Origin of the sequence: Rahnella sp. BIGb0603, assembly GCF_024808755.1 — a bacterium.
Lineage (GTDB): Bacteria > Pseudomonadota > Gammaproteobacteria > Enterobacterales > Enterobacteriaceae > Rahnella > Rahnella contaminans.
In genome coordinates, this window is sequence record NZ_JANUEX010000005.1 from 404,163 (window position 1) to 422,137 (window position 17,975).

Annotated in this window: 21 protein-coding genes; 6 read left to right on the top strand and 15 right to left on the bottom strand. The window is 52.2% G+C overall.

Translation table 11 applies throughout. The features are described from left to right. Nucleotides 1-88 precede the first annotated feature (88 nt). From M2403_RS15915 to M2403_RS15925, 3 genes are read right to left on the bottom strand one after another with little or no spacing between them, the layout of a single operon-like run. Nucleotides 89-316 carry a non-oxidative hydroxyarylic acid decarboxylases subunit D gene (locus M2403_RS15915; RefSeq protein WP_152326782.1) on the bottom strand — a complete coding sequence of 76 codons (228 nt, stop codon included), beginning with the start codon at nt 314-316 and terminating at the stop codon, nt 89-91. 29 nt (nt 317-345) lie between these two features. Beyond that, nucleotides 346-1,776, bottom strand: a complete 1,431-nt coding sequence (locus M2403_RS15920) for a non-oxidative hydroxyarylic acid decarboxylases subunit C (protein ID WP_152326781.1) — start codon at nt 1,774-1,776, stop codon at nt 346-348. A 59-nt stretch (nt 1,777-1,835) separates the two neighbouring features. Then, nucleotides 1,836-2,423, bottom strand: coding sequence for a non-oxidative hydroxyarylic acid decarboxylases subunit B (locus M2403_RS15925; protein WP_152326780.1), 588 nt, complete (start codon nt 2,421-2,423; stop codon nt 1,836-1,838). A gap of 156 nt (nt 2,424-2,579) precedes the next feature. On the opposite strand from M2403_RS15925, the gene M2403_RS15930 reads away from it, so the two are divergent. Together M2403_RS15930 and idi are read left to right on the top strand one after the other, a co-directional pair. Continuing rightward, on the top strand, nt 2,580-2,993 hold the full coding sequence (locus M2403_RS15930) for a MarR family winged helix-turn-helix transcriptional regulator (RefSeq protein ID WP_217153673.1): 414 nt from the start codon (nt 2,580-2,582) through the stop codon (nt 2,991-2,993). A gap of 11 nt (nt 2,994-3,004) precedes the next feature. Then, a complete protein-coding gene (idi, locus tag M2403_RS15935; protein ID WP_165059818.1) occupies nt 3,005-3,538 on the top strand; it encodes an isopentenyl-diphosphate Delta-isomerase in 534 nt (177 codons plus the stop codon). Here idi and M2403_RS15940 read toward each other — a convergent pair. The 3 genes from M2403_RS15940 to M2403_RS15950 form a co-directional block, all read right to left on the bottom strand. Further along, nucleotides 3,491-4,027: an adenylate kinase gene (locus tag M2403_RS15940; RefSeq protein WP_152326777.1), complete on the bottom strand. Its 537-nt coding sequence runs from the start codon at nt 4,025-4,027 to the stop codon at nt 3,491-3,493. The genes idi and M2403_RS15940 overlap by 48 nt on opposite strands. 257 nt (nt 4,028-4,284) lie before the next feature. Beyond that, nucleotides 4,285-4,560, bottom strand: a complete 276-nt coding sequence (locus M2403_RS15945) for a cupin domain-containing protein (protein WP_152326776.1) — start codon at nt 4,558-4,560, stop codon at nt 4,285-4,287. Between the two features lie 149 nt (nt 4,561-4,709). Next, on the bottom strand, nt 4,710-5,567 hold the full coding sequence (locus M2403_RS15950) for an SDR family oxidoreductase (RefSeq protein ID WP_208950521.1): 858 nt from the start codon (nt 5,565-5,567) through the stop codon (nt 4,710-4,712). A 110-nt stretch (nt 5,568-5,677) separates the two neighbouring features. Here M2403_RS15950 and M2403_RS15955 point away from each other — a divergent pair, with 110 nt between their 5' ends. The 3 genes from M2403_RS15955 to M2403_RS15965 all read left to right on the top strand — a co-directional run bounded on the left by M2403_RS15955 (nt 5,678) and on the right by M2403_RS15965 (nt 8,664). Further along, nucleotides 5,678-6,097: a helix-turn-helix domain-containing protein gene (locus tag M2403_RS15955; RefSeq protein WP_152326774.1), complete on the top strand. Its 420-nt coding sequence runs from the start codon at nt 5,678-5,680 to the stop codon at nt 6,095-6,097. A gap of 114 nt (nt 6,098-6,211) precedes the next feature. Next, nucleotides 6,212-6,778 (top strand): antibiotic biosynthesis monooxygenase, encoded by a 567-nt coding sequence (locus tag M2403_RS15960; protein ID WP_152326773.1) that lies wholly within the window; start codon nt 6,212-6,214, stop codon nt 6,776-6,778. 14 nt (nt 6,779-6,792) lie between these two features. After that, the gene (locus M2403_RS15965; RefSeq protein WP_259230012.1) at nt 6,793-8,664 is read left to right on the top strand and encodes an amidohydrolase; all 1,872 of its coding nucleotides are present in this window, start codon (nt 6,793-6,795) and stop codon (nt 8,662-8,664) included. 56 nt (nt 8,665-8,720) lie between these two features. Here M2403_RS15965 and M2403_RS15970 read toward each other — a convergent pair whose 3' ends face one another. The 6 genes from M2403_RS15970 to M2403_RS15995 form a co-directional block, all read right to left on the bottom strand. Next, nucleotides 8,721-9,959: an MFS transporter gene (locus M2403_RS15970; protein WP_152326771.1), complete on the bottom strand. Its 1,239-nt coding sequence runs from the start codon at nt 9,957-9,959 to the stop codon at nt 8,721-8,723. 62 nt (nt 9,960-10,021) lie between these two features. Continuing rightward, a complete protein-coding gene (locus M2403_RS15975) occupies nt 10,022-11,278 on the bottom strand; it encodes an acetyl-CoA carboxylase biotin carboxylase subunit family protein (protein WP_152326770.1) in 1,257 nt (418 codons plus the stop codon). 47 nt (nt 11,279-11,325) lie between these two features. Further along, nucleotides 11,326-12,057 carry an SDR family NAD(P)-dependent oxidoreductase gene (locus M2403_RS15980; RefSeq protein WP_217153677.1) on the bottom strand — a complete coding sequence of 244 codons (732 nt, stop codon included), beginning with the start codon at nt 12,055-12,057 and terminating at the stop codon, nt 11,326-11,328. Next, nucleotides 12,054-12,785 (bottom strand): 3(1)-hydroxy-L-isoleucine 4-dioxygenase HilB, encoded by a 732-nt coding sequence (gene hilB, locus M2403_RS15985; RefSeq protein ID WP_259230014.1) that lies wholly within the window; start codon nt 12,783-12,785, stop codon nt 12,054-12,056. The genes M2403_RS15980 and hilB overlap by 4 nt, the downstream gene beginning before the upstream one ends. 62 nt (nt 12,786-12,847) lie before the next feature. After that, on the bottom strand, nt 12,848-13,741 hold the full coding sequence (gene hilA / locus M2403_RS15990; protein ID WP_259230015.1) for an L-isoleucine 3(1)-dioxygenase: 894 nt from the start codon (nt 13,739-13,741) through the stop codon (nt 12,848-12,850). Between the two features lie 79 nt (nt 13,742-13,820). After that, a complete protein-coding gene (locus tag M2403_RS15995; RefSeq protein WP_152326766.1) occupies nt 13,821-14,792 on the bottom strand; it encodes an amino acid ABC transporter substrate-binding protein in 972 nt (323 codons plus the stop codon). Between the two features lie 119 nt (nt 14,793-14,911). Here M2403_RS15995 and M2403_RS16000 point away from each other — a divergent pair, with 119 nt between their 5' ends. After that, nucleotides 14,912-15,832: a LysR family transcriptional regulator gene (locus M2403_RS16000; protein WP_165059830.1), complete on the top strand. Its 921-nt coding sequence runs from the start codon at nt 14,912-14,914 to the stop codon at nt 15,830-15,832. Between the two features lie 138 nt (nt 15,833-15,970). On the opposite strand, the gene cfa is transcribed toward M2403_RS16000, so the two are convergent. Genes cfa through M2403_RS16015 form a run of 3 tightly spaced genes read right to left on the bottom strand, consistent with a single transcriptional unit; the run spans nt 15,971 to nt 17,957 of the window. Further along, entirely contained in the window at nt 15,971-17,113 is a 1,143-nt protein-coding gene (cfa, locus tag M2403_RS16005) for a cyclopropane fatty acyl phospholipid synthase (protein ID WP_259230016.1), read from the bottom strand. A gap of 31 nt (nt 17,114-17,144) precedes the next feature. Further along, the gene (locus M2403_RS16010) at nt 17,145-17,489 is read right to left on the bottom strand and encodes a hypothetical protein (RefSeq protein WP_259230019.1); all 345 of its coding nucleotides are present in this window, start codon (nt 17,487-17,489) and stop codon (nt 17,145-17,147) included. 36 nt (nt 17,490-17,525) lie between these two features. Continuing rightward, the gene (locus M2403_RS16015) at nt 17,526-17,957 is read right to left on the bottom strand and encodes a PACE efflux transporter (RefSeq protein ID WP_259230021.1); all 432 of its coding nucleotides are present in this window, start codon (nt 17,955-17,957) and stop codon (nt 17,526-17,528) included. Nucleotides 17,958-17,975: the final 18 nt, after the last annotated feature.

Below are 17,975 nucleotides of genomic sequence, written 5' to 3' on the forward strand. Positions count from 1 at the left end.
TGTTGTTCCTGAAACATAGCCAGCGAGCGACAGCGCCGGTTGTAAAAAGACGCGGAGATTCCAAAGAGGCCCCGTCCGGGGCCCAATACTATTCCCCTAAAAGCGGCGGCACCGACGGCACCATCGGTGCATTATCAATATCCGCTTGCGTCATCCGGAACGCCTCCGGGTAATGCTCCCGGCTGGTGCGCCGTAACGGCTCCGTTGACCGCCAGGTGTATAAACAACGCTGGCACTGATGCACCGTCCAGACCCCTTTCACCGGCGACACCGCCATCAGCTCGATATGCTCACCGGCACAACGTGGACAAATCATAATCACTCCTTAACTCAGTCAGTTAGTGCTCAGGCCTGACGGCCCGCCAGCAGGGAATTCAGTTTCACAACCCAGTCTTTGGTTTCTGGCAAATCACGTACCGGCTGGCTGTAATGCCCGCGGTTATCCGGCGCGACCGGCGTGGTAGCATCGATGATCAGTTTGTCGGTGATCCCCGCCGGAGACGAACCCGGATCCAGCTCCAGCACGGACATGTTCGGCAACTGAACCAGGTCACCCGCCGGATTCACTTTCGCGGAAAGCGCCCACATCACCTGCGGCAGGTTGAACGGATCGACATCCTCATCCACCATAATCACCATTTTCACGTAGCCCAGCCCGTGCGGCGTGGTCATGGCGCGTAAACCGACCGCGCGCGCAAAGCCGCCATAGCGTTTCTTGGTGGAGATGATCGCCAGCAGCCCGTGCGTGTACATGGCGTTAACGGCCTGAACTTCCGGGAATTCAGCTTTGAGTTGCTGATACAGCGGCACGCAGGTCGCCGGGCCCATCAGGTAATCGATTTCTGTCCACGGCATCCCGAGATACAGGGATTCAAATACCGGTTTGGTGCGGTACGACACTTTATCAATGCGCACCACGGTCATGTTGCGGCCACCGGAATAGTGCCCGGTGAACTCCCCGAACGGCCCTTCGATTTCACGTTTACGGCCTTCGATAACCCCTTCGAGGATCACTTCTGAACCCCACGGAACGTCGAAACCGGTCAGTGGCGCGGTGGCGATCGGGTACGGCGCCTGACGCAGCGCACCGGCCATTTCGTATTCAGACTGGTCGTATTTCAGCGGCGTTGCGCCCATCAGCGTAATGATCGGGTCGTTGCCAAGTGTGATAACAATCGGTAAATCTTCGCCGCGCTCTTCGGCTTTATGCAGATGCAGCGCGATATCGTGCATCGGCACCGGCTGGAGGCCGAGTTTGCGTTTGCCCTTCACTTCCATCCGGTAAATGCCGACATTTTGTTTGTCAAAACTGTCCGGGTCAGTCGGGTCGCGGGAAACGACGCAGGCTTTGTCGAGATAGAAACCACCGTCGCCGTCGTTCAGGCGGAAAAGCGGCAGGATGTCGAACAGGTTAATGTCTTCGCCATCGACGGTGTTTTGCGCCCAGGGCGGATTATCGCGGCGCTCCGGTTTCACCGGGAAGGTATCCCAGCGGCGGATGTATTCGGCAATCTGTTCGTTGGTCGATGTATTGGGCGGCAACCCCATCGCAATCGCATGGTTTTGCCAGGAACCGAGCGTATTCAGGGCGATACGGGCGTCGGTAAACCCTTCCACATTGTCAAAATACAGCGCGGGCGCGCCTTCGCCGATACGACCGGTGGCGTTCGCCGCCGCGGCCAGATCGGGCTCTGCTTTCACCTGTTCGGTGATTTTCAGCAGTTGTCCGTTTTCATCCAGTGCGCTCATAAAGCTGCGCAGATCATCAAAAGCCATCTCGACTCTCCTGTTTCGGTGAAGGATTACTACATGTTTTAAAACTTAAAAATTGAGCGCTATAACGTGACGTCGTCACTTTTTGGCGATAACCCGGCCCAGCGTTTTGCGCGGTGATATTCAAGGCCAAACTGGTCAAGTACGCGGGTCACGATATGGTCGGTAACATCCTGAATTGTCTCGGGATGGTTGTAATAAGCAGGCATCGGCGGCACGATCGCCACGCCCATTTGCGACAGCGCGAGCAGGTTTTCGAGGTGAATGGTGCTGAGGGGCGTTTCACGCGGAACCAGCACCAGCTTGCGGTTTTCTTTCAGCACGACATCTGCCGCACGGCCGACCAACCCTTCGGCATAACCGGCGCGGATCCCGGCCAGCGTTTTCATGCTGCACGGGATAATAATCATGCCGTCGGTTTTGAATGAACCGGAGGAAATCGTGGCCGCCTGATCGGCAGAATTATGTGTAAAATCAGCCATTTCAGCGACTTCACGAGCGGTATAAGGCGTTTCCAGCTCAAGGGTCGTTTTCGCCCATTTCGACATCACCAGGTGCGTTTCCACTCCGTCGATTTCCCGCAGCGCTTTCAGCAGCGCGACGCCCAAAGGTGCGCCCGTCGCGCCGGTCATCCCCACAATCAGTCTCATACCACCCTCACTCACGTTAACCTTTTTTGAACATATTGTTCGTATACGAACTATTTTTACCTTATACTCATTTTCAAATCCCCGCAATGGTCTGTCGCATTCGAGATCCATAGATTGCTAAGATAGGGCGAAACCATAAGAAAGCCGGGAACGATGATGAGCACACAATTGAGACAGGAAGCCTTTCACCTGATGCGTAAGGTATTCCAGCAACACACCGCGAGATGGCAGCAATGCATTCCGGATCTGACCAAACCTCAGTACGCGGTATTGCGCTCAATTGCTGAAAACCCGGGCATTGAACAGGTGCAGCTGACCGACGTTGCCATCAGCAGCAAGGCCACGCTGGCGGAAATGCTTTCACGACTTGAGTCGCGCGGTTTGTTAATCCGTGAGGCGGATCCGGCGGACAAACGCCGGCGTTTTATTACTCTGACCGGGGAAGGTAAAGCGGTTCTGGCCAAAACCCAGCCGCGCGGCCAGCAGGTAGACACTGAGTTTTTGGCAAGACTTTCTCCTGATGATCAACAGCAGTTGGTTCGCCTGCTGAAAGCGATGATGGAGGAGTAACGGAGAGTTTTATGATTGAAGAAGTCGTGTTGCTTGATGTTAAAAATCAACCGGCCGGTACCATGGATAAAGCGCTGGTGCACAACGCTCAGACGCCATTGCATCTGGCTTTTTCCTGCTACATCCACAACGATCGCGGCGAGTTGCTGATCACGCGCCGCTCCCTGAACAAAATCGCGTGGCCCGGTGTCTGGACGAACTCCGCCTGCGGGCACCCGCTTCCCGGCGAATCGTTGCAGGCAGCCGTTTACCGTCGATGCCAGTATGAACTGGGTTTATCGGTTGAAAAAATCACCTCGCTGATCGGAGAATTCCAGTACATCGCGACCGATGCATCCGGGATTGTTGAGAACGAGTTCTGCCCGATTTTTTCCGCATTTTGCCGTATGGTTCCCGAGCCACGCGACACGGAAGTCATGGATTTTCAATGGGTAAAACCGGAAGATTTGCTGAACAGCGTGCGTGCAACACCCTGGGCGTTCAGCCCGTGGATGGTGTTACAGCTGGGTCAGATTACGGAGAAAAACCTGAGCCTGCTGGGGTGAACGTAAACGCACAAAACGAACATGCTGCCAGTCAGGATCCTCAAGCAATGCCTGATACTGGCGGCGGTTTTTGGCGAAGGTTTTCAGCGTCCACAAAATAATGGAATCCCGGCTGAAAAAACTTTTGCGGAACGTCTCACGATTTCCCGTTCCTGCCCAGAGTTCCTGCTGATGCCATGCGCGTGTGGCGGCACGTTTCACCGCCTGAAACAACGTCCGCCCGAACGAGTAATCCACCCAAATAATCAGATCTATTTCCCGCCATTTCACGGGCTGCGTGCGTTTATAATTGCCGTCCAGCACCCACCCTTCGCTGGCGGAAAGTCTTTCGCCGAGCCGGGCGAAAAATTCCTCATCCGGCGTGCCCTGCCAGTCTGGCCGCCAGAACAATGCGTCCAGTTCGACATACGGAATGTTCAGCTTCTGAGAAATACCGCGCGCCAGTGTTGATTTCCCGCTTCCGCTGGTACCAATGACATTGATTTTCACTGAAGAATTCTCCGTTCGCTGTTTTTCTGGCCAAAAAGGGCGCGTATTCTGCCGCGAAATTAACCCGATGTATAGCGAGGGATCGTTGAAAATTTGTTGCCACAATGAGCAGAAAACAGATTCATCCTACACACAACCTTCACATTAAATGATTATTATAGAGCTCATCTGTAGCCTGCTACAGAGGACTTAAGGTTTTCCCCTTGTAACTCATTCCAATGCCCGTTTCCCCTGACGGGCATTCTTTTATCTGCGATTTACTGCAAGCTTTTACGCCCCGAAAGGTAGCGGACGCCCTGATCGCCGAACTCTTCCTCGTGCATTTCATTGGGTTGAAGATGAAAAATCTCTCCGGCGCAATAAGTTCTGAACCCGTTTTGGGTGGTAATAGTGATTTCACCGCTGAGGATAAAAGCCATGGCTTCGAACGGGTGAGCGTGTTTTTCAAGACGGATTAGCGGTTCCCGCTCGACCAGTACCGGCTCGTCAAAACCATTATCGACGAGCAGCAGCCTGAATTCATTTTCTGTCATAGGATCACCTGAGGGTTAGTGCGGACTTTCTGATAATACCAGATGGGAGTTAGCTTAACAGACGGCGGGAACGGGGATCAGGTAGAAAGAAAAACGGCCCGCAAAATTGCAGGCCGCTGAGTAATACATAATGAACAACATTTAACAAATCAAAGGGCTTTCAACGTCGCGGCAATCACGTCTTTTGCCGGTGTCGTCGGGCGACCGATCAGTTTGCTCAATGTATGGGAATCATCAAACAGGCCGCCAATCGCTGCGCCAGCATCAGAATCTGCCAGCATATTTGCCAGCCAGTCCGGCAAACCTGCGCCGATCAGCGCTTTCGCAAATTCCGCTTCCGGCAGGTTAACGTAATCCACTTTTTTACCGGACTGCTTCGCAATTTCTGCGGAGAATTCAGCCAGCGTATACGCCTCATCACCGGCTAATTCGTAAACCTTACCCGCCTGATTATCGAGGGTCAGCACTGCGGCGGCGGCTTCGGCATAATCCTGACGTGCGGCAGAAGCGATACGCCCTTCGCCGACTGCGCCGATAAACGCATTGTGTGCCAGTGCAGGCGCTACGCTTGCCGCGTAGTTTTCGGTGTACCAGCCGTTGCGCAGCAGTACGTGAGGCACGCCGGATTCGCGCAGTGCTTTTTCCGTCGCGCGGTGTTCCACGCCCAGGCCCAGCGGGCTTTTATCTGCATGCAGCAGGCTGGTGTATGCCAGTAACTTAACGCCTGCGCGTTTTGCGGCAGCAATCACCGCGTTGTGCTGCGCTTCACGCTGGCCGACTTCGCTGGAAGAAATCAGCAGCAGTTTTTCCACGCCTTTAAATGCGGAATCCAGTGTTGCAGGCTGGCTGTAATCGGCCTGACGCACTTCCACACCTAAATCAGCCAGGTCTTTGGCTTTTTCCGGGCTGCGCACGGCAGCAATAATCTGATTAGCAGGCACTTTTTTCAAAAGTGCGGCAATAACGAGGCGGCCTAACTGGCCGGTAGCACCGGTGATTGCAATCATTTTGTTTCTCCAAAAAGTGTTTTATTCAACATGAGGCCCGAAAGACGCTGGCTCTGAAAACATCCTATGCGATATACTAACTTTTCGTAAGTACGCACCAAAAGGTTAGTATGAAAATAATTCCTTCCGACAAAACGACTGAGCGTCTTCCCCTCACGGAACAGATCCGCCGGGGCGAAGTGCTCGACCCAAACTGCCCTTCCCGCGAAATCCTCCGGCACATCACCAGCCGCTGGGGTTTACTGATTTTGCTCGCCCTGAGTGACGACACGCTGCGTTTCAGCGAACTGCGCCGCAAAGTCGGGGGCGTCAGTGAGAAAATGCTGGCGCAGACATTACAGTCGCTGGAAGAAGATGGCTTTATTGACCGCCGTTCATTTCCGGTCGTGCCGCCGCACGTTGAGTATAGTCTGACCCCGCTGGGTATCGAGGTGAAGGATCAGGTTTCCGGGCTGGCGAACTGGTTGGAATCGAATTTGCACCGCGTCATGAAGCAGCGCAGCCTGCGCGTGGTTGGCGAAAATGAATAACAAAAAAACTTAACAAGAAGGCCAAAATTCTCACCTATCATTGATTCAACTCGCCAACTAATATCATTTCATTGACCCGATAAATGATTTTATTTTCAACAGGTGAGGTGGTTAATGTCCCAGTCTCAAACCCACAAGCAACACGTCACGCTTGTCATTACGCACAAAGTTGCGCCTGCCCGTGAAGCAGAGTACGAAACCTGGCTGAATAAAATCATGCCGCAGGCGAGTACTTTTCCGGGCCATCTGGGTGTCAACGTTATCCGCCCGAGCCGCAGCGGCGATGCCTACACCATTCTGGTTCGCTTCGACACGCTGGAAAATCTCAACGCCTGGCACAAATCAGACCTGCGCAAGCAACTGGTGGATGAAGTCAGCCCGCTGCTTTTACAAAGCGACAGCACGGAAGTGCGTCCCGGTGCCGAATTCTGGTTCACCCCGCCCAGCGCCACGGTTCGTCCTCCGGCACGCTGGAAGCAATATCTGCTAACCCTGCTGGTAATTTACCCGTCAACGCACATCGTTCCCTGGTTTTGGGGTCTCTTTTTGCCGCAGCTCAAAGGCACGGAGGGCGGCCATTTACTCAATGACGCGTCCGTCGTTGCGCTGGTGGTATTCCTCTGGATGCCGATTATTACCCGAGTTTTCCATTCATGGCTGACGCGCACAACCGCGCAATGACAGGAGCTTTTCTAATGACTCGTTTTGCTTCCCTGATCTTAACCAACGGTAAATTCCACACGGTCGACCGCGAAAAACCACTGGCGAACGCTGTGGCAATAAAAGACGGCAAATTCCTTGCCGTCGGCACAGAAAATGAAGTGATGCAGTTCGCCGATGCGGGTACGCAGGTGGTTGATTTGCAAGGTCACACGGCGGTTCCCGGCCTTAACGACTCGCACCTTCACCTGATCCGCGGCGGTCTGAATTACAATCTCGAATTACGCTGGGAAGGCGTACCTTCTCTGGCCGATGCGCTGCGGATGCTCAAAGATCAGGCCATGCGCACCCCAGGCCCGCAGTGGGTTCGCGTCGTGGGCGGCTGGACTGAATTTCAGTTCGCCGAACGCCGCATGCCTACGCTTGATGAAATCAATCAGGCTGCGCCGGATACGCCGGTTTTCATCCTGCATCTCTATGATCGTGCCCTGCTCAACCGCGCCGCACTGAAAGTGGTCGGTTACACCAAAGACACGCCAAACCCGCCAGGCGGTGAAATTCAGCGTGACAGCAACGGCAATCCGACAGGCATGCTGATTGCCAAACCGAACGCGATGATTTTGTACTCGACGCTGGCAAAAGGTCCGAAACTACCGCTGGAACAACAGGTGAACTCCACGCGCCAGTTTATGCGCGAACTGAACCGCCTCGGGCTGACCAGCGCCATCGATGCGGGCGGCGGCTTCCAGAACTATCCTGAGGATTATCAGATCATTGATGAACTTCATCAGAAAAATCAGCTGACCGTGCGCATCGCCTACAACCTGTTTACCCAGCGTCCGCAGCATGAGCTGGATGATTTCAAACTGTGGACTGATATGCTCAAACCCGGTCAGGGCACAGATTTCTACCGGCACAACGGCGCAGGCGAAATGTTAGTGTTCTCAGCGGCGGATTTTGAAGATTTCCTGCAACCGCGCCCGGATTTACCGCCGGGTACCGAAGTTGAGCTGGAGCGCGTAGTGCGTCATCTGGTGGAGCACCGCTGGCCGTTCCGCCTGCATGCTACGTATGACGAATCCATCAGCCGTATGCTGGATGTGTTTGAAAAAGTGAACCAGGACATTCCGTTTAACGGCCTGCACTGGTTCTTCGACCACGCAGAAACCATCACCGAACGGAATATCGAGCGCGTCAAAGCACTCGGCGGCGGCATTGCAGTACAACATCGAATGGCGTTTCAGGGGGAATATTTCGCAGACCGTTATGGCATTGAAGCCACCAAACACACGCCGCCGGTGGCGAAAATGTTGTCCGCCGGACTGCCTGTCGGGCTGGGCACCGACGCCACCCGCGTCGCAAGCTACAATCCGTGGACGGCGCTGTACTGGCTGGTTTCCGGCCGCACCGTCGGCGGAATGGCGATGTACGATGATGACGCCAGAATAGACCGCGAAACCGCGCTGATGCTGTGGACGCAGGGCAGCTCATGGTTTTCCAGCGAGCAGGGTAAAAAAGGACAGATTAAAGCCGGACAATTGGCGGATCTGGCGGTGCTTTCTGAAGATTTCTTCAGCGTGCAGGAAGAACGCATTAAGGGCATCGAATCGGTGATGACCGTGGTTGACGGCAAAGTGGTTTACGCGGCAGGCAGTTTCTCGCCGCTTGCCCCACCTGCAATTCCGGTTTTACCAGACTGGTCACCGGTCACGAAAGTGCCGGGCCATTACCGGTCAGCGCCGCCGGAAGGTGCCGCGCGCGTCGGGCTGGTACGTCAGGCTCATCAGTGCGCCGGACCCTGTGGCGTGCATAAACACAGTCACGATATCGCCCGCGGTTCGGATGTGCCGGTTTCTGACGACAACGCCTTCTGGGGCGCATTGGGATGTTCGTGTTTCTCTTTCTGATGGTGTTGTTTTAGCAAATACACCCCTTACCCGGCCGGGTAAGGGGTCATTACGTTTTAAACCTGCGGCTGCGCAATCACTGGCGGTAACCAGCTGCGGTAGCCAAAGGCGCGGCGACCGACGACGATCAGCACCAGCCCTAATGCCAGCGCGAAAGCCAGGATAATGGCGATGATTTGCAGTGGCATAAAACTGCCCGCCAGCGCCGTTACCGCCAGACCACTGACCGGCACCGAACACATATTCATCAGACCAATCAGCCCCATGGTTTTGCCCAGATGCTCTTGTGGAATAATCTGGCTGCGTAAGGTACGCAGGTAAACGCTGAATGCGCCGTCGAAGGCCATCAGCACCGCATAACCCACCAGATACATCGCGAAATCGAGTGACAGCGACATCAGCGCGCCAGACAAAATCATCCCGCAAAATGACAGCGTTCCCAGCGTCGAGAGACCAAACCGTTTGGCAATACGCGGCACAAAGATAAACGTCACAATGGTAACCAGCGCGGCAGAAGTTTGTAATACGCCAAAATAGCTTTCCGGCAGGTGGAATTCTTTGAGGATCACCGCCGCACTCACCACCAGCGCCGCCCCGTAGACCAGATTCACCACCCAGGTCAGCGCACACAGATGCAGCAATATTTTATTCTGCTTAAGCACCTGAATCGCCGTCAGGTTCGACTCCACAATCGAGCGGAAACTCATCTTCTCAGCAACCACCAGATCGTGTGTTTCGAGGAACAGATAGTTGATGGCCGAGATGGCAAACAGCACGGCGGCACAGGCTAAAATTGCCCCGACGCCGCCGTACACCGAAATGGCCACCGCCAGCGCCGGGCCGAGCACTTGCGTAATCTGATCTACGCCTTGCAGCATGGAATGCGCTTTCGGCAAAGTACTGGCCGGAATATGGCGCGGCAACAGCGCTTCAGTGGCGACAAAGTTGAGCACATAGGCGACTGACAGCAGTGCCATCATGACGGCCAGCACCGGAAACGTGGCGCTGGGATGAAAAGTCAGGGTCAGGAAGGCCACTACCATCAATACCGAACGCCCTGCTTCTACGTTGAAGAAGATAAAGCGCGGTTTGATGCGGTCTGCCAGAAAACCAGACAGCGGGAAAAACAGAATGCGCGGCAGCCATTCAATGACGAAAGCCAGCGAAGAAAAGGTCAGAGATCCGGTGGCTTTCAGAATCGCCAGCGGAACGGCAAACAGCAGGAACTGATCGCACAGTGACCCGGCAAAGCGGGAAAAGACAAAACGTTTTAATCCAAAACGATCACTGTTCATATCATCACTATCCTTAAAAGAGTTCAGGGGCCACCGGCGCAGGCACGGCGGCCCGGTTAATATCAGGCCTGACGGAGCGTAAACAGCGAACGCGCGTACTGATCGGCAATCGTTAAATGCTCATCAAAACCCGGTTCCGCGGCACGCTGTGGCCAGAAATACTCCACCGAACCTTCACGGGTTTTCCACGACACCAGCTTTTTCGACGTATCCAGCGGCTTAGCCGTGATCTGCATATTCACGACGTGGTCTGGCAGGCTGGCGGGCAAAGTGACTTTTTCTATCACACCTTCGTCGGCTTTAATGAAAGCCACGGCGCTGAGACCGCGAGGCTTCAGGGTGTCAGGCAGGGGTTTAAGTTTGTTCAGATGGCTGAGCACGTGCAGTTCATAAGGATTGATGCCGTAAGTTCTTTCCACCAGATCCATGATGGTATCGCCACCGGTGCGCGCGCCCACTTCAATGATTTTGATTTCACCCGCCGGAGTAATACGCGCTTCAAAGTGCGCCACACCGTAGCGGATCCCCAGCGCATGGCAGGCACGTTCGGCGATGTCACGCAGTTTCTGATTGTCACTGTGCAGCGACGGCATGCTGTGGCCCACTTCGACGAAATTCGGCTCTTCGCCCAGGTATTTGTCGGTCACGGCCATCGCGCGATGATAGTCGCCCTGATTGATCACCTCGACGCTGACTTCCTGCCAGGCCGGAACATATTCCTCGACCTGGAAGAGATCTTCCGGCGCAAAAGATTCACCGTTCAGTGAAATCACATCGGTTACACATTTGCCGAATACTTCTTCGATTTCGTCTTCGCGGCTGATTTTTAATACGCCCAGGCTGCCCGCCATTTCACGCGGCTTAATCACCACCGGCAGACCAATCTCTGCGATCAGTTTTTTGAGTTCGTTTAAGGTGCGAAACGCTGCGAAGCGAGGCACCGGCAGGCCAGCGGCTTGCAGGATTTGCTTCATGACAAACTTGTCGCGGCAGTTGGTGATCGTCTGGCTGTCGTTCCCGTGCAGCTGGTAATGCCCGGTCAGCAGGCTGGCGGCGCGCACCGTGAAGTCGTTCATCGGGATCACCGCCGCAGGGGTTTCACCGGTCTGGCGTTCATGAGTCTGGACCGCGCGCAGCACAGCCTCAGCGTCCGCGACGTCGCCCGGCAAAAAACCGTCGAAGAATTTGATTGTCGGCGTGGTGCGGTTTTTCGCCATGGTCAGAACCCGCATGCCGCCAGAAGCCCGCAAGGCACCGGCTAAAACACGCTCACGTAAAGCAAACTCACCGCCGAGGATCAGAATATAGGTGTTGTTCATGTTAAAACTCCTGCAAGTCATAAGTGGCCGTTATGCCGGCCATCGGATTAAAGCTCTTTACCAATCGTCCAGCCGCCATCGATAACCAGTGTTGAACCGGTCACAAATCGCGCTTCTGGCGAGGTGAGATACATCGCCGCTTGTGCCACATCCTGCGTTTCGCCCAGCACCGGCAGGTACTGACCGCGCTGGATCTTCTCCATCTGCGCCGGATTGTCGTAATAAGGCTCCGTCAGCGGCGTGCGGATAACCCCGGGCGCAATGGCATTCACCCGGATCTGATGTCTGCCGTATTCCAGCGCCAGTTGTTTCGTCAGGCCGATCACCGCGTGTTTTGATGAGACATACGCGGTGCGATCCGGCTCGCCCATCAGCCCCGATACCGAGGCGATATTGACGGCATTGCCCGGCAAGTTTTGGCGAACCAGTTGCTGGCAAAAGGCGCGCCCGGCAACGAAGCTGGCGGTCACGTTGACGGCAAAAACGCGTTCCCACAGCGACAGCGATAACTCATCTATACGGCAGATTTCGCGGGTGCCGGCACAGTTAATTAAGACGTTATTTCCGCTGGCGTACTCTGCCGTTTCAAACAAGGCATCGAGGCGTACGGAGTCGGTAATATCCAGCTGATGGTGAGAGTAGTCAGGTTCATCGGTGAAAACGGACGGGGCACTGTCAATGCCTTCGACCACGTAACCGGCAGCCAGATAAGCCGTCACCATCGATTTGCCGATCCCACTGGATGCGCCAGTAATAAAAGCTTTATGTTTCAGGCTCATGCCGCCTCTCCCTCAGTACGCTGGAACGTGACCAGGATAATGTCGCGCACCGCAGTCTCTCCGGGTTCGCGGCAACCGACCGGCGTCACGGCATGGTATTTGTCGTGATTCACCACCAGCGTGTCGAACAAGTTCTCAAGGCGCAGCACCCGCTCAATGTTTTTAGGGTTCGGCGCAATCAGATTGTCGCCACCGAGCATGTTGGCGGAGGCGTGGATCAGATGTACGAACACCACGTCTTCATCATCTTTATGCAGCCACACGGGCGAGCTGTAGGCGGGTGCGTCGCACTGTGCTTCGTAGCGGAACAGATGAATGCCGACGGTCAGTTCTTCGAGCGCCCCGATACGTTCATAGGCTTCAACAAAAGCGATATCGTCTTGCAAAATTGCCTGCATCAGACGGTTTGCGGTGATATTTTCCGCCAACAAAGGATATTGACGAATAATACCGCCGGTATCCGGATTGTATTTTTTAGTTTGCTTATAGGCTGTGAAATGACCGAAAAACAGTTTCCCTTCTGCATCGCGACGGCATTGCGCATATCCGCGCCAGCGGTTGCCCGGAGAATAAGGATCCAGCGTCAGACTTTCGTACGCCAGTTTCAGCTGTTCCAGATCAGAAAGAAAAATATCTTTATTTTCGTAATGGGTATCAGGCAATGCCTGATAATAACTGCCGGGAATAAAAGCGTATCCTCCGGCGGCAAGATGATTAACATGTTTCATATCAGACTCATTATTAATTCAGAATACAGAGAGAATAAATTGCCGCTGTTAATGCATTCCGGCTATGTCCAATACACCACTTTGCTATTATTAAGTCTGCCAATAAAGCGCCCGGCGGTAAGGCGACTTCCCTGACTCACACTGCTTACACCGTGCAAATGACAGGCGTTCATAAAGTAAATATCACCGGCGTTCAGTTGCACGGATAACGACTCCACGCCCTGGAGCAGATGGGGTGGATATGGATAACCGGTGTCCGTCACACCAAAGCGTGCACGGCAAAGTTCGTCCGGGTCGAGGTTCCACATTTTCAGCTCGCCGCCGCCCTGCGCCGCTTCCAGACACACGTTGAAAGCAGTCACTGTCATTGCATTGGCAATTTCGAAATTATCCTGAAGCGCAAACTTAAGCTGGGCGCGGTCTTCATGCGGCATCAGCGACATAGCACCGTTATCCAGCCAGCGCCGGAATGTGGCAAAACAGGCGTAAGTATTTTTATAACGCGCCGGACCAAAGTGAATGCTTTCCTCGAGGAATAAATCTTCCAGCGTGCGGTTGAGGAACAGGGATTCTGTGGCATATGTGTCGGTCACCGACATCAGTTCGGCGACGCTGGCATTCACCCGGTTCACTTCCGCCATATATTGTTCGCCATTACGTGAGAACTGCGTAGCGCCAATCTGGTTGGTCAGTACAAAACCGTCATCCGCACGGTTTCCACCGCCGTTACGATTCACCATCTTATTGAAGTTTTCAGCCACATCCTGGCAAATCTGTTTATTCGCGAAATTACGAATAACATATAAAACATTGCCCTGATGATGGCCATGCAGAATAATATTTCTGATAACGCTGGCATCGACATTATCGGGCTGCGTCTCTAAATAACCGAAATTATTTTTCACCAAGCCAGACAAAATCATTTCTTGCTGTTTTTCAGCCAATAGTTCACTCATGATGTTCCTGCCAAAGAATATTTAAAGGATAACCGCGCAAAAATAACGTAATAGAATTAAGGTAAATATAAATCAGAGACTATATAAATAAAGGCGAATACAACATCCCACCCTGCGACCATAAATTATTATCCCGACGCGCCTGATTCAGCTCTGAGTATTTCCCCAGATTGCGCTGGAATATCTCGCCGTAGTTGCCTACCTGATGAATAATCTCACGAATAAATTCAGGGCGCAGGCCCAGATTCTTACAATTCTGTTCTGACGGGTACAGGAAGGTCTTCAGATAACCCGTCGCCTCCTGACTCATTTCATGAATATTTTTGCTGCTGACTTGCAGGTTTTCCGCTTCAATCAGCGCACGCATGATCCAGGTTACCGCTTTCAGCCACTGCGGGTCATTCGATGCAACCGCCGGTGACATGGTTTCCAGTGAGATACGATCTTGCAAGATAATGTGCGCCTCTTTGTCCGTCAGCTGAGCGCGTTCACCGGCCAGCAGATAGGAGTCGAGACAATAGATATTGCATTCACCATGCTGATAAGCCTGGCGTGCCTGAGACGGCGAATCAAACAGACTGATTTCGCAGGACAGGTTTAGATTTCCAAAATAGCGCTTCAGATTTTCTTCGGTTGTTGAACCGCGCATGGCCGCTATCCGGCGCTTGCGGGTATAACTTGCCTGTTCGACCGGCTCGAGCAAATTACTGGCCGGCGTCATCAGTACTTCACCGTCAAACAGCATCGGGTGAACGAAAGTGACCTCTGATTCCGCCTCACGCTGGAAGGTAATACTGGAGTTAAACGAACCCAGATCAATCACCCCATCACGCAGCGCCCTGAAGCGGTCACCAGACTGCAAGGGCATGTAATGGATTTTTCCTGCATCGCCAAACACAGCGACCGCCACTGCCCGGGCTAAATCAATGTCGAAACCTTCCCAGCAATTCTTGACTGCGTTACGAAACGACAACCCTCTAAAACCCAGACTAACGCCAACATTTAGCACATCACGCTGGCGGATCATTTCAATTACCGTTTGGTTTGACATAGCTAACCCATTAAATAAATTGACTATTATGGCCGATTTGCACCAGATGATACCTCTGTTGAACATCATACGGCTTGATGCTAATTTGGCTAGATATCCCAGAAACAAAAGAGCTATGCGTGAAGAACACAAGTGAGTTAGCAGAACTGCTTCCCAGTTTGTCCGTTTTTATTCAGGTGGTTGAAAAAGGAAGCTTTTCATCGGCAGGAAGGGAGACTTCGCTGGCGCCCTCGTCAGTAAGCCGGATGATTGACAGGCTGGAAAAACGCCTCAATGTGGTGTTATTTACCCGCTCCACGCGATCGGTCACGACGACCGAGGTCGGGCTCGAGATCTACCGGCAGGCGCAGGCCGTATTATCCGCCACGCAGGCGCTCTTCTCTCAGGCAGACAGTTTCAGTGATACCCCTCAGGGGGTTTTGCGTATCACCGCGCCGAATACGCTGGGTAAAATTCTGCTCACCCCGTTTCTGCCCGCGTTTTTGCGCCGTTACCCGGAGATTAATGTCGAGCTGACGTTGTCTGACCGGGTCAGTAATCTGGCGCAGGACGCTTACGACCTGGCACTGCGTGTCACCGAAAGCCCGCCGGAAAATATGGTGGCCCGCGCCCTGATGCCGATCGATTACGTATTGGTTTGCGCCGCTGATTACGACGAAGTGCTGCCGGATTTCCCCGCCGGACTCATCAAACACAACATTTTTTTCCCTGATGAACGGCAATTTCGCGGCGCATGGCGCTTCTGGCAGAATGAAATCATGGAAAGTGTGACGCTGGTTCCGCGGCTGATGATCAATAACAGCGACGCCATGATCGACGCCATTCTGCAAGGCGTCGGCATTGCGCTGATCCCCACTTTTATCGCCAACCGGTATATCGCCAGCGGTAAATTGCGCCGCGTTTTACCTGACTGGCGCGTGGAAAACCCCCTGCCACGCAACACTTACGCGATCACCCTGCCCAACAAACTCCTGCCGCTTAAAACGCGGGTATTTATCGATGATTTTATGCAATGGATTAAAGCGGAAGGACGGATTTAGGTCAGACTCAAGGCGCCTCTTGCAATGGCCAATATTCAGCGGATAGGCAATATTGCAGACTGGGTTGATCGGTCGCCGTTACGCTGCAGTTGGCCTGTGGCGAGCTGTCGGTTTCAACCCAGAATTTTTGCATTATTATTAACGGGGGACGATCAAACCGCCTTCTAACCCTCTTGTAAAGACGACCTGCCAGAGCTGAATATCGCGAGATCTGAAAGCGCCTGCACATGAATTTAAATAATAGGTAAACATCCTTTTAAACCTTTCTGAATAATTTCCTTCGATATGCTTCCAGGAGGCCAGAAATCGTTCATTCCATGCCATCAGCGTTTTGTCATAATCTGGACCGAAATTATGTACATCTTCGATAACAAAATATCTTTCACTGGCTGAGGCGATATGTGCAAGAGAAGGCAGGCATCCGTTAGGGAAAATATACTTATTAATCCAGGGATCGACGTTGACCTCTGTTTTGTTAGCACCAATCGTGTGCAATAAGAAAATACCTTCTGGTTTTAGGTTTTTATCCACCACGTCGAAGTAAGTCGCATAATTTTTAGGTCCTACATGTTCAAACATTCCGACAGAAACGATGCGGTCAAATTTCCTGTCAAGCTCCCTGTAATCCTGGAGCAGAATTTCGACATCAAAACTGGCGCAGCGCACTTCCGCCATTTTTTGCTGTTCAGCTGATATCGTAATCCCTGTGACTTTCGCACCATAATGTTCAGCAGCGTATGCCGCCAGCCCTCCCCAGCCACAACCAATATCCAGCAGACTCATCCCTTTTTCTAACTTCAACTTCTCACAAATCAATTTAAGTTTATTTTGCTGTGCCTGATATAAATTATCTGCGTTTTTCCAGTAACCACAAGAGTATTGCATCCAGGGATCGAGCATCAGACAAAAAAGGTCATTACCAAGATCGTAGTGTTCTTTACCAACTTTCAGGGCTCCTTTTTTTGATTGAAAATTTATGAAGCGGGCCCCGGCCACTCTGATAATATCTTTCAAATTATCCGGTACGCGGGACTGTAAATCTGCATTAATGATTTTAGTAAAAAACACATCAAGTCGCGCACAATCCCACCACCCGTCCATGTAACTTTCACCCAATGCCAGCGATCCCCTTTTTAAAACACGTTTATAGAATTTTGGGTTTTTGACATGAATATCATGCTTCTCACCCCCGTCAATCTCGATCCCTGCGTCATCAAGGAGCTCGCGGCAGATTCTCTGCCATTCGTTATAGTCCTTAGGTACGATCATATTTTTTTTCATTAGCGTGCCTTTTGAATAAAACCCCTAAAATTCATGATTTCTTCTTGCAATTATAAATAAAATCCCTGGATCGCTGTGTTATCTGCTGTATTTCCTTTGTTGTTAATCCCTGCCGATAAAGATGCATAATTTTTTCTTTATCTGACTCGACATTTTTATATCTGTCTGGATGGGACTTTAGTTTCTCCGTCCGAATGTCGGCTTTTTGTTGAATAGCGCACGTAAGACGATTCAAGCTACGCATCGCCTGATCTCTGTCGTGCTTACTTAACTTTGGATTAATCGAAATATCCTGCCAGATTGATATTGCTCTTCGTAAGAGCCCTTTACTTTCCAGAGTACTGGCCTTGAATTTTAATAAATCCACACCATTCATATTTGCAACCTCTTCAATTCAATTAGAATCATTAATCTATTCATTCGCCAAAAATCTCCAACGTATATAGTCATAGACCCAGTTAAAAATTAACGTATAAGGTAAGAAAATAAATATTAACCCTATTTCAACCCAAAATGCCTCCGTCATCGTTAACTCAAGTAAAAACATCGCGACAGGAGTGAGTGAAAGAACAAGTACGGTTTCAAAGATGACGGCATGCAAAACTCTGATCGGGAAGCTTCTCTCAAATAAAAACTGCTTCTGAATCTCATCAAAAATCTTATTGAATACGTAATTCCAGACCGTTGCAGTTAAAGCAGAGATGAATGATAACGTTCCGGACTGTATCAAAGAAACTTTCAGACTGTAGGCGAGGAAAATGGCTATCACAACATTCCCAAGTACTTCGAAAAGAACAGCATGTAAAATCCTTTCCGGCGTACTCTTATTCAACTCCACTTTCATCTCATTGCGCCTCAAATT

Excerpts from the sequence above, each read along its gene's own strand:
- M2403_RS15915 (WP_152326782.1), bottom strand. The coding sequence starts at position 316 with ATGATTTGTCCACGTTGTGCCGGTGAGCATATCGAGCTGATGGCGGTG.
- M2403_RS15920 (WP_152326781.1), bottom strand. The coding sequence starts at position 1,776 with ATGGCTTTTGATGATCTGCGCAGCTTTATGAGCGCACTGGATGAAAAC.
- M2403_RS15925 (WP_152326780.1), bottom strand. The coding sequence starts at position 2,423 with ATGAGACTGATTGTGGGGATGACCGGCGCGACGGGCGCACCTTTGGGC.
- M2403_RS15930 (WP_217153673.1), top strand. The coding sequence starts at position 2,580 with ATGAGCACACAATTGAGACAGGAAGCCTTTCACCTGATGCGTAAGGTA.
- idi (WP_165059818.1), top strand. The coding sequence starts at position 3,005 with ATGATTGAAGAAGTCGTGTTGCTTGATGTTAAAAATCAACCGGCCGGT.
- M2403_RS15945 (WP_152326776.1), bottom strand. The coding sequence starts at position 4,560 with ATGACAGAAAATGAATTCAGGCTGCTGCTCGTCGATAATGGTTTTGAC.
- M2403_RS15950 (WP_208950521.1), bottom strand. The coding sequence starts at position 5,567 with ATGATTGCAATCACCGGTGCTACCGGCCAGTTAGGCCGCCTCGTTATT.
- M2403_RS15955 (WP_152326774.1), top strand. The coding sequence starts at position 5,678 with ATGAAAATAATTCCTTCCGACAAAACGACTGAGCGTCTTCCCCTCACG.
- M2403_RS15960 (WP_152326773.1), top strand. The coding sequence starts at position 6,212 with ATGTCCCAGTCTCAAACCCACAAGCAACACGTCACGCTTGTCATTACG.
- M2403_RS15965 (WP_259230012.1), top strand. The coding sequence starts at position 6,793 with ATGACTCGTTTTGCTTCCCTGATCTTAACCAACGGTAAATTCCACACG.
- M2403_RS15970 (WP_152326771.1), bottom strand. The coding sequence starts at position 9,959 with ATGAACAGTGATCGTTTTGGATTAAAACGTTTTGTCTTTTCCCGCTTT.
- M2403_RS15975 (WP_152326770.1), bottom strand. The coding sequence starts at position 11,278 with ATGAACAACACCTATATTCTGATCCTCGGCGGTGAGTTTGCTTTACGT.
- M2403_RS15980 (WP_217153677.1), bottom strand. The coding sequence starts at position 12,057 with ATGAGCCTGAAACATAAAGCTTTTATTACTGGCGCATCCAGTGGGATC.
- hilB (WP_259230014.1), bottom strand. The coding sequence starts at position 12,785 with ATGAAACATGTTAATCATCTTGCCGCCGGAGGATACGCTTTTATTCCC.
- hilA (WP_259230015.1), bottom strand. The coding sequence starts at position 13,741 with ATGAGTGAACTATTGGCTGAAAAACAGCAAGAAATGATTTTGTCTGGC.
- M2403_RS15995 (WP_152326766.1), bottom strand. The coding sequence starts at position 14,792 with ATGTCAAACCAAACGGTAATTGAAATGATCCGCCAGCGTGATGTGCTA.
- cfa (WP_259230016.1), bottom strand. The coding sequence starts at position 17,113 with ATGAAAAAAAATATGATCGTACCTAAGGACTATAACGAATGGCAGAGA.
- M2403_RS16010 (WP_259230019.1), bottom strand. The coding sequence starts at position 17,489 with ATGAATGGTGTGGATTTATTAAAATTCAAGGCCAGTACTCTGGAAAGT.
- M2403_RS16015 (WP_259230021.1), bottom strand. The coding sequence starts at position 17,957 with ATGAAAGTGGAGTTGAATAAGAGTACGCCGGAAAGGATTTTACATGCT.